At 43.3% G+C, this 17508-nt stretch carries 13 protein-coding genes; 8 read left to right on the top strand and 5 right to left on the bottom strand.

The features are described from left to right. Positions 1–2 precede the first annotated feature (2 nt). From HXT39_RS05450 to HXT39_RS05440, 3 genes are all read left to right on the top strand, one after another. Entirely contained in the window at positions 3–1124 is a 1122-nt protein-coding gene (locus HXT39_RS05450; protein WP_103013798.1) for a PfkB family carbohydrate kinase, read from the top strand. Positions 1125–1203: 79 nt separating this feature from the next. After that, positions 1204–2727: a purine-cytosine permease family protein gene (locus HXT39_RS05445; RefSeq protein WP_103013799.1), complete on the top strand. Its 1524-nt coding sequence runs from the start codon at positions 1204–1206 to the stop codon at positions 2725–2727. 42 nt (positions 2728–2769) lie between these two features. Beyond that, positions 2770–3327 carry a cysteine hydrolase gene (locus HXT39_RS05440; RefSeq protein WP_102155434.1) on the top strand — a complete coding sequence of 186 codons (558 nt, stop codon included), beginning with the start codon at positions 2770–2772 and terminating at the stop codon, positions 3325–3327. Positions 3328–3355: 28 nt separating this feature from the next. Here the strand turns inward: HXT39_RS05440 and radA are convergent, their stop codons facing one another. Then, positions 3356–4843 (bottom strand): DNA repair protein RadA, encoded by a 1488-nt coding sequence (gene radA, locus HXT39_RS05435; protein WP_103013800.1) that lies wholly within the window; start codon positions 4841–4843, stop codon positions 3356–3358. Between the two features lie 107 nt (positions 4844–4950). Between radA and HXT39_RS05430 the strand changes: the two genes are divergently transcribed. Together HXT39_RS05430 and HXT39_RS05425 are read left to right on the top strand one after the other, a co-directional pair. Beyond that, complete coding sequence (locus HXT39_RS05430; RefSeq protein WP_004109607.1) at positions 4951–5607, top strand: hypothetical protein; 657 nt, start codon at positions 4951–4953, stop codon at positions 5605–5607. A 105-nt stretch (positions 5608–5712) separates the two neighbouring features. Then, complete coding sequence (locus HXT39_RS05425) at positions 5713–5802, top strand: 30S ribosomal protein bS22 (RefSeq protein ID WP_004268639.1); 90 nt, start codon at positions 5713–5715, stop codon at positions 5800–5802. Between the two features lie 138 nt (positions 5803–5940). Here the strand turns inward: HXT39_RS05425 and rpiA are convergent, their stop codons facing one another. From rpiA to HXT39_RS05405, 4 genes are all read right to left on the bottom strand, one after another. Next, entirely contained in the window at positions 5941–6639 is a 699-nt protein-coding gene (gene rpiA / locus HXT39_RS05420; protein ID WP_004110197.1) for a ribose-5-phosphate isomerase RpiA, read from the bottom strand. Between the two features lie 598 nt (positions 6640–7237). Then, complete coding sequence (locus tag HXT39_RS05415; protein WP_103013801.1) at positions 7238–8323, bottom strand: ribonuclease H family protein; 1086 nt, start codon at positions 8321–8323, stop codon at positions 7238–7240. A gap of 35 nt (positions 8324–8358) precedes the next feature. Further along, positions 8359–10032 (bottom strand): phosphoglucomutase (alpha-D-glucose-1,6-bisphosphate-dependent), encoded by a 1674-nt coding sequence (gene pgm / locus HXT39_RS05410; protein ID WP_004112076.1) that lies wholly within the window; start codon positions 10030–10032, stop codon positions 8359–8361. 30 nt (positions 10033–10062) lie between these two features. After that, entirely contained in the window at positions 10063–11163 is a 1101-nt protein-coding gene (locus HXT39_RS05405) for a diacylglycerol/lipid kinase family protein (RefSeq protein ID WP_103013802.1), read from the bottom strand. A gap of 381 nt (positions 11164–11544) precedes the next feature. Between HXT39_RS05405 and HXT39_RS05400 the strand changes: the two genes are divergently transcribed. The 3 genes from HXT39_RS05400 to HXT39_RS05390 all read left to right on the top strand — a co-directional run bounded on the left by HXT39_RS05400 (position 11545) and on the right by HXT39_RS05390 (position 17414). Beyond that, positions 11545–13362 carry a L,D-transpeptidase gene (locus tag HXT39_RS05400; RefSeq protein WP_103013803.1) on the top strand — a complete coding sequence of 606 codons (1818 nt, stop codon included), beginning with the start codon at positions 11545–11547 and terminating at the stop codon, positions 13360–13362. Further along, entirely contained in the window at positions 13359–14843 is a 1485-nt protein-coding gene (locus HXT39_RS05395) for an App1 family protein (protein ID WP_102703358.1), read from the top strand. The genes HXT39_RS05400 and HXT39_RS05395 overlap by 4 nt, the downstream gene beginning before the upstream one ends. A gap of 90 nt (positions 14844–14933) precedes the next feature. After that, complete coding sequence (locus tag HXT39_RS05390; RefSeq protein WP_102703359.1) at positions 14934–17414, top strand: S9 family peptidase; 2481 nt, start codon at positions 14934–14936, stop codon at positions 17412–17414. Positions 17415–17508 lie beyond the last annotated feature (94 nt).

Genomic DNA, 17508 nt, shown 5'->3' with positions numbered 1-17508 from the left:
CAATGTACGAATCAAACATAAGCTTGAATGAAAAAGCAAGTTTGGTCGTGCCGCAAGTAATCTCACTTGGTCAAATTATTGTAGATGTAACTATGAAAGTTAGCTCTGTTCCTAAACCAGGTGAAGACATATTTGCAAACTCGTATAGTATGAGCGCTGGTGCAAGTTACAACATGCTATTTGCTGCAAGTCAAATGGGAGCTAAAGCGCAATGGGCTGGCGTTTTGGGTGAAGGATATTTTGCAAATATTATTTCTAAAGCTTTAAACGAAGCACGTATTTCGCATATTGGCACAAAAAATTCCATGCTTGATTCAGGATTTTGCATAGCTCTTACGGATAAAAGCGCAGAACGAACTTTTATATCTACTAAAGGTGCGGAAACTAGTGGTGACGAGCATGCTTTTGACTTTGTAAATCCTAATCCGGAAGATGTTGTGTACATTAGTGGATACACGTTTGTGAGTCCTATAAAACGTGCGCTTTTGCGGTTTATGCTAAGAACAAGCGGTTTGTGCGGTTTAAGTAGTAGTGCTTTAGAGAGTTCTTTTGATAAACACAAGCGCCGGTTTACAGCGATTTTTGATGCGTCGCCAATGATTGCAAATATTTTAGATGAAGATTTAAAAGCCTTGATTGACTACGCGCCAATTTGGTTGTGTAATGCTAGAGAAGCTGAGATTTTAGCAAAAAGGCTTAACGCTTGGGGAAATGACGAAATCGAAGATGATTGCAGCGAAGATGCTGACGAAAGCAAAGATGCTGATAGCAAAAACTTTAATGACGAAACAAATAATCAACTTACAAAACGAAAGATTGAGCGTTTACAGCGTGCGCTAAGAGCTCCCCTCATCGTTCATGCAGGATCTCACGGAGCTTGGGTGTGTGATTTAGGTAAAGAAGCCGAGCATATTAAAGGATTTCAAGTAAAAGCAGTAGATACGAATGGAGCTGGCGATGCGCATACTGGCGTACTTGCGGCTTGCATAGGCTACAAAATGACGCTTAAGCAGGCTGTTTTATGCGCGAATGCTGCAGCTGCTATTGCTGTCACAAAATATGGGCCTGCAACGTGTCCTACAAAAAAGGTGATAGAAGATTTTATTAAAACAAATGTTTATTAATACCAACATTTATTGGATTTTCTTAAATTATTCACAAATCTATAAAACAAAATCAATATAAAAAGAAGCTAGGTGAAAAATGAGTAAAGCTCAAGTAGGAGAATCTAAAACTCAACAAGCCACAGACTCGTCGAGTCAACATTCCTTAAGCATTGAGGAACAAGGCATAGACACAATCAGTGAAAGCGAGCGCAAAGGAACGCCATCAAGCCTATTCTGGCCGTGGTTTGCAGCGAATATTTCCGTATTTGCAATGTCGTACGGAGCGTGGGCGCTTGGTTTTGCAATATCCTTCTGGCAGGCAACGTTAATGACAATAATCGGCGTAATTGTGTCATTCCTGCTGGTTGGAGTGATTTCAATAGCCGGCAAACGTGGAAACGCTCCAACAATGGTATTGACTCGCGCAACGTTCGGCGTACGTGGAGCAAACATTCCAGCAGCACTAAGTTGGATTGCAACGCTCGGATGGGAGATTTCTCTAGCAATAACTGCCGTTCTTGCAATGGCAACAGCCGCAGAAAAGATCGGCTGGGGTAGTGGTACGAGTGTTAAAATCGTGAGCACAATCATCGTAGTTGGATTAATTGTAATTGTTGGAATTTACGGCTACGACTTAATTATGAAGTGTCAGCAAGTTATAACAATTGTAACGGGAATAATCACTCTTGGATTCTTCGTACTAGGTTGGGGACACATAAACTTTGCTGCGATTGGTCAAATTCCAAACGGATCTCTTCCTGCAATGCTCGGTTGCTGCTTCTTCGTTATGACTGGCTTCGGCGTAGGCTGGGTTAATGTTGCGGCTGATTACTCTAGATACTTGCCTAGAAAATCTTCAAATAGCGGAATCGTTTTTTGGACTACTTTTGGAGCGTCAATTGCAAACGTGTTCCTAATTTTCTACGGTCTTCTACTCGCAGCTTCTAATATGGAATTAGCTCAAAACGTTGGAAACGACCCGATTGGAGCAATTGCTGCAATCTTGCCAGCGTGGTATTTGATTCCGTACACGATTGTAGCGGTTCTAGGACTTATGTCTGGAGCAATTATGGACAATTATTCAAACGGTCTTGCGTTGCTATCTTTTGGAATACGTATTCCTCGAACTGTTGCAGCAATTATTACTGCAATTCTAACTACTCTTGGCGTTGTTTATGTCACGTTCTTCTCCGACACATTTATTGGACCATTCCAAGGCTTCTTAACGACTTTGGGAGTGCCAATGGCTGTTTGGGCTGGAATGTTTACTACGGATGTGCTTGTTCGCAAAAAAGATTATTGCACTGAGGACTTGTATAAGCCGGAAGGTCGCTACGGTGCTTGGAATGTTAAAGCTTTTGCAATTCTTTGCGTTGGAACGATTGTTGGATGGGGTTTGGTCGTAAACTCTGCAGCGAAATGGCTTACATGGCAAGGTTATTTGCTTTGGTTTGTTGGCGGAAAATCAAGTAGCTGGGCTGGTGCAAACTTGGGCGTAATAGTTGCGCTACTAATCGGCTTAATTGGCTCTTTAATTTTCCAGCGTAAAGATATTGCTAAGCAAGAAGCGGATTTGCCAACAAGCGAAGTAGGTTTGCAGACAAGCGAAATTGCAGAATAAAAATAAAAATGAAAAAGGATATTCGTATGAAAGGATATTCAAATGATTAAAGAAGACGAATGGTTAGTGGTAATCGACAGACAGCGCGTTTTTTGCGAAAGTGAGTGGTCGACTTGGGCGTGTGCAGATCACACTTACGATTCAACAACAGAAGCTTTTACAAAACTTGCAAAAGCTTATGGTAATCGAGTAATTTACACGCGCTATGTAGCACCGCTTAAGCCAGAAAACGCTTGGATTGACTATTTTAAAGATTGGCCACAATTCCTCGTAAAACCTGATGACCCAATGTATGACTTCACTCCAGAAACAGCAGAACTTGCGGAAGGTCACACTGTAGTTACTTGCGAAACTTTCGGAAAGTGGGGTAGGAAACTTAAGGCTGCATTAGGCGAATGTCGCAAAATAACAATTTGCGGAGTTGCAACAGATTGTTGCGTATTAACAACTGCTTTAGCTGCAGCGGATAATGGCGTTGCTGTGCGTATTGCAGAAGATGCTTGTGCAGGAAGCACGCCGGAAAATCATAAGCTAGCTCTTAAAACTATGGAGCTTTTTACACCGCTTATAACAGTGTGCAGCACAAGCGAAATTCTTTAAAGTAGTAGCACTTGGGCATTTGCTTAGCTTATAGCCCAAGTGCTTTCAACGCTTCTCGCACTGTGCTAACTTCAATAATTTCTAATCCTGGAATATTAACATTTTTCCACATATGGCAAACTATTGCGCGCTTATATCCTATTCGCGCAGCCTCGCGCAATCGCGGCTCTATTCTTGGCACTGGGCGAACTTGACCAGTTAAGCTCATTTCACCAATTGCGCAAGTTTTAGGAGTTACTGCTTTCCCGGCAGCAGTGCTAGCTAAAGCTGCTACGATTGCTAAGTCGCAAGACGGCTCTTTTGCCAACGCTCCTGCAATAGTAGATACGTACAAATCTTTTGCAAGCAAATTAACGCGTCCGTGACGATACAAAACTGCTGTAAGCATTGCAAGACGGTTAGAATCAACACCAGAAACTGCGCGGCGAGGAGTAGGCAGAGCTGATTGCGTTACAAGTGCTTGTATTTCAATCGGCAGGCTTCTGTGTCCTTCAAGCGTAAAAGTGACGCAAGTTCCGTCGTTTGTGCAATCTTGCGCATTTTTACCTTGATTAGCGTTTTCTGTAGAAGACAAAAACAGTCCGGAAGGATCCGGCACTTCCTCAATTCCTTCACCGCTCATGTCGAAGCATCCAACTTCGTCTGTAGGTCCAAAGCGATTCTTTACGGCTCTTAGCATGCGTAGTGCTGTTTGTGTGTCGCCCTCAAATTGACATACTGTGTCAACTAAATGCTCAAGCGTTCGCGGCCCTGCTATTGAACCATCTTTTGTAACGTGCCCAACTAAAAGTATCGGAATATTGTTAGCTTTAGCAACGTCGATAAGTGCACTCGCAACTTCTCTAACTTGTGTAGAACCGCCTGTAATACCATCTACTTCTTGTGCGGAAATCGTTTGCGCAGAATCGACAATAGCAAGCGTAGGGTGATGCGTTTCAATAAGATCCAGCACAGTGTCAAGATCGCCTGTTGTTGCAAGTAATAAATAATCGTTTACAGCGTTAATTCTAGACGCGCGCAATTTAACTTGTGCTGCTGATTCCTCGCCGGAAATATACAATACCGGGGGAGTGTTGCTTTCTTTTGATTGCTTAGATACGTAAGCTGCTGTTTTTAGAAGTAGTGTTGATTTTCCGATACCTGGCTCTCCTGCTATAAGAGTTACGGAGCCTGGCACAAGTCCTCCGCCTAATACGCGATCGAATTCGCTAAAACCAGTGTGGATGCGCATTGCGTCGTCTGCTTGAATTTCGCTAATTGGTTGCGCGGATGTTGCTGAATCGAGAGTTGAATGTGCGCTATTGCGATTAGAAGTAGTTATGCTATCTGGTGAATATGCGCGCGATGCTGTTGTTGCGCGCGGTGTACGTGTTGTACGAGATAATCCGCTAACTCGCGCTTCTCTAAACTCGTTCACTGTGCCCCATTCGCCACATTCAGGGCAGCGACCGTACCATTTTGAGCCGCTCCAACCGCATTCAGAGCATAAATAGTGAAGAGTAGATTTACTAGCCATATCTCGACGCTATACGCTTTATTAGACAATCATATTTTGTATTTGTTTTTGATTGTAAAGCGCTTTTGCGTACTAAAAGCGTCATCGCGATGTGACATAATGCAAGTATGTCGAAATCGAATGCTTCAAGTATGAATGCTTCAAAGATGGGTGCGTTGAATATGAATTCCTCAAGTGTCAATAATTCATCACACAGCAAGTTATTAGTTGTGTTGACTTCAGCTGCAGTAATTGTGGTTTTGGCTCTAATTTCAGCATTTATGTGGCCAGGTTGGGCATTAAATCACGAAAACGTTGCGAGCAAAAATCATATGGTAATGCCTAAAACGCCTTCTATACCATCGAAACCTTTGCCAGCATCTTCTACGGCATTGCTTAAGGCTATGCCAGATAGCGTACTTGATTTCGCTCGTGTTGACGCTATACCTAGTGCAACTTGGACTGAATCGTCGCCTTTGGAGGAATATTCTGTTAAGTACTCAACTGGTCAGCCAGATGGGGAAGTGTCTGTAACTGTTGCTCAATGGTCGAATCGTGATTCTGCAAACAAACAGTATGAGGCGTTAGTTGATGGACTTAAGGGTTCTGATATCGCAAGTGGAAAAATTCAAGTTTCTGGCAAGACTTCCGGTAGCTATGTGTTGCGAAATGATGAAAATGATAAATCACAGGCTAGTGCATTGTGGCAGAACGATACCGCTGTTTTTGAAGTGAACGGCGCAAAGCAAGCAGTAGAGCGTTTTTATCACAGATTCCCAATGTAAATTGTTGTAAAAAAATGATGTTCTTTGTAATATCACTCCACAAAGTCGTTAAAACGGTGTAACATTAGGCAAGTTGCACACTTTACATAGGAATGGAGGCTTCAGATGGGTTCTGTCATCAAGAAGCGCCGCAAGCGGATGAGCAAGAAGAAGCACCGCAAACTGCTGCGTAAGACTCGTCACCAGCGCAAGTAATTTTCTTGCTATGCGTTGATGCGTGTCTGAACGTTTAGGCACGTGAGACTTTTTTTGAAGCGTCGGTTTTCCCGGCGCTTTTTTATATACAAAAAAATAGAGCCCGTGTTTACAGACTCTACTTTTCGCTTAGTTTCGCTACTTATTTGGGTTGGTAAGCGTGCGAGGGCCGTTAGGATCGCCGACGATCACGGTGTCAACCATGTTCAAGAACAAGCCGTGTTCCACAACGCCAACAGTTTCAATCAAATCCTTCGCCAACTCCTGTGGATGCTCAATGCGCTCCATATGCAAATCAACCACGAAGTTGTTCTCGTCGGTGCGAACTTCTTTGCCGTCTGCATCAAGACGCAAAACTGGCTTATATCCGCGCTTTTCGAACTTACGAATCACTTGCGCGGAGCCGAATGGAATCACCTCAACAGGAAGTGGGAACTTGCCAATCGTGTCGACTACCTTGCTTGCATCAACAATCCACACAATGCGGTCAGAGTTAATAGCCACAATCTTTTCCCAAAGAAGAGCTGCGCCGCCGCCTTTAATTCCGTTGAAATTCTTGTCAACTTCGTCGGAGCCGTCGATTGTAACGTCAATGTGATCCACTTCGTTAATGTCGAGAATCTTAATGCCGTAGCCTTCTGCTTGCTCTTGTGTGCGACGAGAAGTGGTAACTCCCGTAAAGCTCAAGCCTTCTTCCTGAACTCTGCGGCCAAGCTCGTCAACCAAGAAGCGCACTGTAGAGCCGGTGCCAAGGCCAACCATCATTCCATTCTTTACAATCTTTGCGGCTTCAATGCCTGCTGCTTTTTTAAGCGCATCTTGTTGTGCTTTATCCATTATCCCTGCTTTCTTGTTTTTGTTATTCCCGAGTTCGCCGATGAACTTCCATCGCTATTTGCGGGAGAGGCTTTGTGTTTTTATGCGTGCCTCATTTTCGTACATTTCCATATTAGTCTGCGTGCAGATTTTTAGGGCTATGTGCATTTTAATTGTGCCTTCATTCATTCACGGGATATTCGTGTGGTAGAGATTTGAGATTTTTTGCACTGATTGGATGCTTGCACGTTCATGAAGTTTTGCAGTTGCGCTCTGCAGACGTTGAGTATTTATTGCTTAGAGAACACTAGCGTCATTGCTACTGCATGGTGCCACACCAGGCACTCATACCACACCACAGAACGCTAGCGGTTTTATTAGTAGTGGGAGATAGGAATTGCTTGGTCGAGCAATATAAAAGCGGAACGATAGTAATAATCTTGTTGATGAATACTATTTTTGCAGAAAAAGTAAGTAAAAAACTAAACTTAACTATGCAACCGCTAAGCTCAAATAAGGTATAAGAGCGGAGCGCTGCGAGACAAGTAATTCCTATCTCACACAGCCACTTCAGAAATCCGCCAGCCAAACACCACACTAAACGAATTGCAAAAAATAGCTATGAAAGGTAGAAGGCGGTTGGAGATAAATGCAAGGTGCCGTCTGGTTCTACGTAGCCGTTTACGTTGATTGTGCCGGAAATAAAGCGCGCCTCGCCGTTAAAACTTGGGCTTGTGTTTGGTGGTGGAGTAAATTGCAGCACGCCAGAAACACTTAATCCTTGAACTGGTTTAGATGCAGTTTGCGTAACATTTTGCTTTGTTTTTGGAACTTCTTGAACAATAGTTATAGCATCTTGCTGGTGTGCAACTTGCTGGTGTGCATCTTGTTCATTTTCTATTGATAGTGCATCTTTTTCGCTATTTTCTAACGTTTCACGCTTTGTTTCACGCGCTTGTTCGCGCGCTGATTCATTTGCAGATTCAGTTAGATCACTAGTGTTTTTACTATTTTGTGCAGAAAAATCAGGATTAATATCTTCGCCAACTGTGCGTTCAAGATGGTATTTTGCATGAGAAATTTTGCCATCTAAAAGCATTTTCGCATCACTTGGCACATTCGTACCTTTTGCATATTCAGAAGCAAGAAGCGACTTCCAGCCTTCTAAAGGCAAGTATCCGTCCTTCAAACCATTTCGGCAATCTTCCGCATATCCGCGCGCTAATGTATCAACTTTTTCGTTTCCTTCGTTTCCTGCGTGACCCTTAACCCACACGAATTTTACGGCGCCTTCGCGCTTAGTAATTTCCGCGTCGATTGCTCGAATCAGCTCGGCATTTTTAACAGGTTCATTTTTAGAGTTTTTCCAACCGTTCTTTTTCCATCCGTGAATCCACGTAGTTGCGCAGTTTATAGCGTATTGTGAATCACTTTCGATTGTGAGCGGCTCTCTTCCAGGATGTGCTCGTAAAGCTTCCAAAACCGCGCATAATTCGCCAATTTGATTTGTGCCATTAGTTGCGCCTCCAGCATCTGCATTGCCTGTGTGATGATGTTCGTTAGAGCTACCAGACTCGTCAATGTGATCTGCCCACGCCCAACCCATTGAACCATTTGGGTTTCCGAGCGCGGAACCGTCTGTTGAAACAACAATCATGACAAAACCTTTCAAAAATGCGCCGGCTGCAGATTGCAACCAGCGCAATTAGTAGATTTCTTTATTTACGCAAGATTATTACGTTACGCTAAAGCCTTGTCGACTACAGCAGTAGCTTCCTCAAGCACCTTGTCAAGTGCTTCTGGAGAAACGAAGGATTCTGCGTAAACCTTGTAAATATTCTCGGTACCAGATGGGCGAGCAGCGAACCAGTTGTTCTTCGTCGTCACCTTCAAGCCACCAATCTTTGCGCCGTTTCCAGGAGCTTCTGTAAGCTTTGCGGTAATATCTTCGCCGGCAAGCTTGGTTGCTTCCACGTCGTTGCCGCTCAAAGCTGCGAACTTCTGCTTCTGCTCAAGCGTGGTTGGGGTATCAACGCGCTTATACCAGCTTTCGCCAAAGCGCGCAACCTGATCCTGGTGAAGCTGAGCTGGGTTCTTGCCAGTCTTTGCAGTAATTTCCGCAGCGAGTAAATCAGGAATCAAACCATCCTTATCGGTGGTCCACACGCGACCATCTTTGCGCAAGAAGCTCATGCCGGAGCTTTCCTCGCCGCCGAAAGCAACTTCGCCGCTAAAGAGTGGGTCAACGAACCACTTGAATCCAACAGGAACTTCCACAAGCTTTGCGTTAATAGAAGCAGCTACGCGGTCAATCAAGGAAGAAGACACAAGCGTCTTGCCGATAGCAGTATTCTTTGGCCAATCCGGGCGAGCACCGCCGAACAAGTACTCCACGCACACCGCGATGTAATGGTTCGGGTTCATAACGCCCCAGTTCGGGCACACAATACCGTGACGGTCAGCATCTGGATCGGTGCCGCCAACCAAATCGTACTTATCCCAAGCGCCAGCGTTAAGCTGATCAACTAAGCCCTTCATTGCGTAAGGGGAGCTTGGATCCATACGAATCTTGCCATCGTGGTCAATAGTCATGAATCGCCAGGTTGGGTCAACTTCTGGACGCACAACGCCAATGTTCAGGCCGTACTTTTCGTTCATAAGTGGCCAGTAGTTTACGCTTGCGCCGCCGAGTGGGTCAATTCCCAAACGCACGCCGCTGGAACGAATCACGTCGAAGTCGATTACGTTTGCCAAATCGCTAACGTAGTGTTCGCGGTAATCGAAGCCTTCAACCAAATCAGACTTGATTGCTTCCTCGAAAGGTACGCGCTTTACGGACTTGTAATTGTCGAGCAATTCGTTTGCGCGAGCTGCAATTGCGTTAGTTACTTCTGCAGGTGCAGGGCCGCCTGTTACAGGATCGTACTTAAAACCACCGTCGGTTGGTGGGTTGTGTGAAGGAGTGACGACAATGCCGTCAGCCAAGCCGTCGCCGCTAAAACGCTGAGTGCCGTCGGCTGCGCGATTATGCGTCAAAATAGCTTGAGAAACAACAGGAGTTGGCACGAAATCTCCGCGAGAATCCACGCGAACGTGAACTCCGTTAGCAACCAAAACCTCAATAGCGGTTTTTTGAGCAGGCTCAGAAAGAGCGTGCGTATCGCGACCAATATAAAGAGGACCAGTTACGCCAGCTTTCTTGCGATATTCAGCAATAGCTTGCGTAATTGCCACAATATGAGCTTCGTTAAACGAAGTTTTTAAAGCAGAACCACGGTGACCGGACGTGCCGAAAATCACGCGCTGTTCTGGAATGTTGGAATTTGGAACTTCATCATAGTAAGCGCCAACCAAAGCGTCGACGTCGACTAGATCTTCTGGGGTGGCGGGCATTCCCGCATTTTTTGCTACCATAATTTTTTATTTTGCCACGGTGCTTGTATTTTATTTATTTTTTGGCACTCTTACGCACAATGCTTGCTTGTCAACAGTGAAGCGCAAATGTTTCGTATAGCCCAAAATGTCGCCGTCTACTTGCACTGGAGCAGATTTTTCTAATTGCACTTCTGCGCTAAAACCTTGCGTTTGGTCAATTCTTGAGCCTGCAGAAAGCGAATCCTGCTGGAGCGCGCGCCCTGTTAGCGTTTGGTGTATTACTCCTCGGAACAAATTAGCCCAACCAATTAAACCGCCCGAAGTGTCAATAATCTCAAAATCAAGCACACCATCGTCATATGCTGCTTCTGGCATAAGCGAAAACATAGGAATCTGACCGCAATTTCCAGCCATAAGTGTGCGGAAAGTCAATCCTTTTAGCACGCTTTCGTCGCCATTCGAACGCTGTAAGGTAACGGTTGCGCGATATTTTGGCATAAACAAATGCTTTACGCCAGAGACAAAATAAGCAAGCCAACTAATATTCTTTTTTAAGTTTGGATCAGTGTCGTCAATCATTAACGCGTCAAAACCAATGCCTGCAATAATTAAGAATGCGTGTCCATGATCTTCTTCTGGATTGTCGAGAATCGTTACGCGCCCAACGTCAACCTGCCTAGAGCCGTGAGAAGTTGCAACACGCAACGCAGCATCCACGTCGTTTACTGGAATTCCCATATTTCTAGCAAAAAGATTGCCAGTTCCAATAGGAATAATTCCCATCGCGTGACCTTTACCGCTTACTGCGCTCGCAACAGTACGAACCGTGCCATCTCCGCCTACTGCTACTACTACGTTAGCTCCGTTTGAAAGTGCTTCTAAAGCGCATTCGCGTCCATCTTTATCTAACTGTGTATCAATAATTTCGTAGGTTAAATTGCGTTCTTTGCAATAATTTTTAATACTTTCGCGATACGATTTCGCTTGTGGTTTTGAAGGATTAAGTATGAATGCGTAATGCACTGAGTCGCCATGTCGTTGAGCAAGTTTTTCTGCCAAATGATGACGTTTTAAAGCGCGCGAAACAATCATGATGACGAATGGAGCGAGTACAAGCGCGAATACAATCATCATAAGAGCAATAGTCGCTTGAATAGGCATAGTTGGCATACCTCCTATTCTTGCACATTATTTTTTCTACAATACTAAATTTTGCGGCATATTGCGAATATTTACGTTTTTTACACATTTGTATAGTATGTATTGTTTTTATAAATACCGTTTATTGCTTGTATTAGATGTTTATTAGTTACTCATCAGGTGTCGGCTAGTTGCTAGTTAATTGTGCATTTTGATGCTTTTGCTTGTTCTTTGCTCGTTTTTCACGTGTATTATTCGCATTAATTCTGTACTAAATATTTAGTTAGTTATATAGCTAGTTATGTAACCAGTTATGCTCTCCTGCTTCGCTAATACTAATTTCGTGCGTCGCTAGTGGTAAACTGTGCAAGCGTATCTGTCGCATACAACTATTGAGCAGAGGTTTTGAATATGGCTGAATTACAGCAAAATTTTGAGGGAGATGAATCCCTCAATATTACACCTAGTAATATGCCTGATGATGCTAGTGACGATACTGTTGCTTTTATGCAGGTTCCTCAAAGTCATGTAGAAGATCAAATAGCTGATAATTCTGTTAATTATGAGGGAACTCTTGCTGATAATTTAGACGAAGTCGCCGATGAAGAAGATACTTCTGGAGACATTGTTGACGATATCGTTGAAGATATTGCCGGTAATAAGAAGAATGTGTTTGGTAATAATGCTGCATCTTATGGCATGTATGCAAATGCAACTCCTGCCGATTCAACTGCAACCGATTCATTTAGAGTAGTAGAGCCGAAAGCAAAGAAACATCGTACGAATCGTTCCGCAATGGCGTTGATGTATTCGCTTCTTATTTTTGTTATTTTGTTAGCAGCAGCATTTTTTGCACTTCATTTGTATTTCAACAATCGAGTTGCTCCAGGTGTTGATTTTGGTGATGCTTCTATTACGCGCAATCTCACTGGCTATCAGGAAGATTCTGTAAGCAAGACTGTTCAGAATGCTGTGGATCATAGCGAATTAGAAATTAGTGACGATCAAGGAAATAGTATTGATGCAGATTTGAGTCAGCTTGGTGTCAAGATTGATAAGAACGCAACTGTAAAAGCTATTATGAATGCTAAGCGAGATAATTTATTTACTCGTATTATGCCTTGGGTTCATCAAACTGTGAGCTTGAAAGCTGTACGTGATGATTCTGCTTTGGATTCGTACTTATTGCATAAGTTTATTCGTGAGAAGGATCGTGCTGTACCTTATAGTGCAGTTTTCGACAAGGATTCTGAATCTTACAAGGTAGAGGATGGCATACCTGGTCGCACTATAGAAACTATGTCTGTTCGTGAAGCAGTAAAAAAGTTAATTGCTTACCCTGGTAAAACAGTAAAAGTTTCTGTTACATCTCGACGCACTGACGCTCCTATTAAGCTTGATGCAGCGCAGAAACTTGTAAATGATTTAAATAAACTTCTTGAGAAAAAAATCACGTTTAATAACGGTGACGGTAAAGATTTTACGGTTCCAAAAGAAGCGATTGCGTCTTGGATCAATATAAAAGCAGATACGACTCGCCGTAAGCTTTCTTACACAATTGATGCAGATAAAGCAGATTATTATTTGTCTCAAGTTCTTCCAAAAGAACTTAATCAGCAAAAAATTAATCAAGAAGATGCAATTGATAAAGAAGGTAGGTTTATTTTCACAACGCTTAAAGGTTCTAATGGTGTTGAAATTAACTATTCCAATAGTGTTGCGAAAAAGGCTGTAGAATCTTTGCGCAATGGCAATGATTTCAAGATGGCTGTTCCTGCGAAAATCACTAAGTTTACCGTTGAAAAGAAGCTTGTTGAAATGCGCATTGTTGTTGACAAAACAACCCAAACGGCTTCTGTTTATAAGAATGATGAACTTGTAAAAACATTCCCTGTTTGCACAGGTAAGCGCGGTGCTGATGATTCAGCTTCCGGCACATTCTTTATTTACTTGCGTTATGCTTCACAGGATATGCGCGGTAGGAACGGCGATGGCTCTCCTTACTTCTCTCCTGGAGTGCGTTGGGTTAGCTATTACCATGGTGGAGAAGGCTTCCACACTGCTTCTTGGAATTATAAGGGTATTGCAACTGGCGATGCTGCAAATCACGGCTCTCATGGTTGTATAAACATGTATGAGCAGGATGCTCGCTGGATTTTTGAAAATTGCCCACGTGGCACTATTGTGCAAATTGTTGGCACGACTCCAGATGGTCCGGTACGCGAATGAGCGAATCTGTGGGTAACTCACTTAACAAAGATGAACGCGCCGAAGAACTTTTGCTTTCTGCGCGTTCTAATCTTGAGTATGTGCAAAGCCCACAATCTACTCCGAAGTTAGCTGCGTCTAGACGAATTAGCAGCGCGCCAATTCCTGTGCATGTTACTGCAACATTGTTTGATACTCCGTCTAAAGCTGAGTGTATTGACAATAAGCCATTGCTTGTGCGTTTTGGTCGCAGGCTCGTTACGTCTATTGTCGGCATGTGGATGCGTCTTGCTGGTCGTGTTGCTCGTCGTCTTGGCTGGTTTCCAAGTGTTGAGCCGTATATTGGATACGGAACGCATAGATATGCTCGCTTGATTTGCAGAACTGTGTATGCTCCAAAGCTTGGTCATCATTCTGCTCTAAAACGCGGAATTTACGCAATGCTTGTTGTTCCTGCTGTGCGTGTGCGCGTGGCTTTGTCTATTGACGGTATTCCTGTAGAAACAGCTCAAATTGGCGATTCTGAAATATACGATAAGCCTGAAGGTTCGCGCGATGGTAGTGCAGAGTATTGTATTTCTGACCGTGCAGGGTATTTAGATTTAATTACTGAGCGCGCTTTAGAGCCTGGTCGTCACGTTGTTTCGTATTCTGTTAGTGATCGTGAGCCTGTAAAAGCGAGCTTGTTTGCTATTGACGCAAATGTTCCTGTTGGTGTTATTTCGGACGTTGACGACACTATTATGGTAACTCAAGCGCCTTCGCCAATTCGTGCTGCTTATAATTTGCTTATTATGAATCCTGCTCATCGTTCGCCAGTTACTGGAATGTCTGAGTTTTTCCAGTCTTTAGAGCGTTTACGTGACGATATTCCATTTTTCTATCTTTCTACTTCTCCGTGGAATGTTGAGGCTTCAATTCGTCACTTTATTGATCGCGAAAAGTTTCCTGAGGGTCCTCTTCTTCTTCGTGATTTGGATCCACGTCCTAAAACTTTTATCCCAAACGGACCGCAGCATAAATTAGAATTTGCAACTCAGCTTATGGATGATTTTCCGGGTATGCGTTTTGTGCTTATTGGCGATGATGGTCAAAAGGATCCTTTAACGTATGCGAATATTATTCGTAAGCATCCAGGTCGTGTGCTTGCAGTAGGTATTAGGCAATTGCGTAAGCATGCTACTGTTGAGGATTTTCGTCGTAAATTATCTCGTGATTTTGCGGTTGCTTTAAGTGCGTCTAAGCGTGCATATGTTTTTTCGGATGCTCTTGATACTACGTGTGAAGATGCACAAGAAATTCCTACTATGGCGATCGAAAAATTACATAATGCTAACGAGTTTTCTGGTGATATTGATGATTTTGATGATGCTCAAATGCGCATAATTGAAGCAGAAGGTGCTGTTGGTACTTTGCAAGGCGTGCCATTTTTTGCAGCTCCTCAAGGCAAAGATTTAGCTAAAGTAATGCTTCCGTTTATAGAGGAAGCAATCGCGAAATAGTATAAAAATAATTGTAAAATAATTTTGTAATATTAAAGAATTGCAGAAAATATTTCGTTACTAATATATAAAAGCTGAAGAAAATACTTAATGAAAATTAAAAGAGGTGTAGCTATGAGTAATCAAGATTTCGCAAAGCCAAAAGCAGCAGAACGCATACCGTCGGCACGTGAATTCCATGGCGACACTTATATAGACGAATATGCTTGGATGAAAGATCGCAATAATCCTAAGCTTATGGAATACGTCAATAGTCAAAACGCTTATACTGAACAGCGTGTAAAGCACTTAGAAAACTTGCGTTCTACATTGTTTGACGAGTTGCGTTCAAGAGTTCAAGAAACAGACATGTCTGTTCCTGTGCGCATGAATAATTATTGGTATTACGTGCGTACTGAAAAAGGCAAACAATACGCTGTGCAATGCCGTATGAAAGTCAAAAATAGTGACGATTGGAATCCGCCAATTATCGACAATTCTGCAAAACCTGGCACAACTGATGGTGAAGAGATTTTATTTGATGCAAACTTTGAGTCTGAGCACTCTGGTGGCAAGTTCTTTAGAGTCGGTGGAATGGATTTGAGCACCGATGGTTTGAGAATGCTGTACGGTGTCGACACTCAAGGCGATGAACGCTTTAACTATTTTATTCGTGACTTTTCTACAAAAACATGTTCTTGGTTGCAGTTAGAAGAATCGTGGGAAAATCTTGCTTCTGCTTCACTTTCTCCAGATGGAAAATGGGTGTTTTATGTAAAGCTTGATGATGCTTGGCGTCCTTATCAAGTTTGGAGGCATAAGGTTGGCACTAGCGTTTCTAATGATGTAAAAGTTTTTGAAGAAACTGACGAGCGATTTTTTGTTGACGTGTATGAAAGTTTTGACGAACGATACATGATGATCAGTAGTAGTTCAAAGACTACGTCGCGCGTGCTTATGCTTCCTTTGAGCAATCCTGAAGGCGAATTCAGCATGGTTATTGAGCCGGTTGAGGGGGTGGAATACGATATTTCTTTCGCTTGCTTTGAGAATGCTGGCGAAAATGGTGAAGATATTCCAATTGCGATTGTGTGCCATAACGCTAAAAATCCTAATTTTGAAATTGACATTATTGATATGAGAGGAAATTCCGGCAAGTTTGATGAGCATATAACGTATAAGCTTTCGGATGGAGTATGTGTTGCGTCGGGTTCTCCTTATGGTTGCGAGCAGGGAGATGCTTGGCAACAAGGTGCTGGAAGTGAGCCTATTACAAAGCCTTATAATTCGCCTCAAAATCCTGAAATATTGCAAAATGCAGTTGGATTGAGCATAAGCGGATTGTCAATGTACAAAAATTATGTGGCACTAGCTTATCGTTCTCAAGGTTTGCCGCATTTGGCTGTAATGAGCAAGAAGCGCGCTGTTGAAGATTTTTTGCAAGCAAAACCGTGGCGTTTTTGCGAAGTGCGACCGCTTTCTTCCCAGCTTGCGAATCAATTTACGGATCAACTTTCTTCTCAACTTGCGGATCAAGCGCAAGCCGAACCACGTGCTGCGCTCGCAAATATTTCACAAGAAGAAATCAACAATAATCGCCTATTGAGTATTTCTATGACTGGAAATCCTTCGTACGAAGCTCCGCGTATGCGTTACGCTTTTGGTAGTTATGCGACTTTAGGTCAACTTCGCGAGTTGGATCCTTTAACAGGCGAAGATGTGTTGCTCAAGCAAGGTAAAATTTTAGGTGAATTTAATGAGCGCAATTATGCTGAAAAGCGCGTTTGGATTACTGCTCGAGATGGTGAGCGTGTGCCAGTGTCTCTTGTGTGGCGTCCGGATAAAATTTCTCAAACTGACTCAATGTTTATTACTGGTTATGGAGCGTATGAAGTTAGTTCAGACCCTACTTTTTCTGTCGGTCGCTTGAGTTTGCTGGATCGCGGCGTGTTATATGCGCAAGTGCATGTGCGAGGTGGCGGCGAAATGGGTCGTGCGTGGTATGAACAGGGTAGGCGCGTTAATAAAAAGCATACTTTTGAAGATTTTGTTGATGCCACGCGTGCTTTGCAAAATGCTGGTTTTGCTTCCGCTTGCCATACTGTTGCAAACGGTGGTTCAGCAGGAGGCTTGCTTATGGGTGCTATAGCAAATATGGCTCCGGAATGTTATGCAGGAATTGAAGCAGACGTGCCTTTTGTAGATGCCCTTACGTCTATGCTCGACTCTTCTTTGCCGCTTACTGTAACAGAGTGGGATGAGTGGGGCAATCCGCTCGATGATCCTGAAGCTTATGCTTATATGAAATCGTATACTCCTTACGAAAATGTGCCTTGCGTAAAAACGGAAGATGGTCGCAAAAAGTTAGCTGATTTTCCGAAAATCTTAATCACGTCCTCTATTCACGACACGCGCGTGCTTGTTACGGAACCTTTAAAATGGCTCGCTAAATTGCAAGCTTCTGGAGTTGACGCAATTGCTCGTATTGAAACTGACGGTGGTCACGGTGGCACTTCTGGCAGGTACAGGCAATGGCAGGAGTTAGCTTATGAAAACGCATGGTGCCTGCATGTTATGGGTATAAACAGTTAGTTGGAAGCGGCAGAAACTTTACTGCGTTGTAAAGTAAATGTCGTTTCCACGCCTTTCGTGATATCATGGGTCAAGTGATGTGCGTTTTTCGCTT

Source organism: Gardnerella sp. DNF01159 (assembly GCF_049244215.1).
In the GTDB taxonomy this organism is placed as follows: domain Bacteria; phylum Actinomycetota; class Actinomycetes; order Actinomycetales; family Bifidobacteriaceae; genus Bifidobacterium; species Bifidobacterium swidsinskii.
This window is presented reverse-complemented; position numbering and strand designations above follow the sequence as displayed.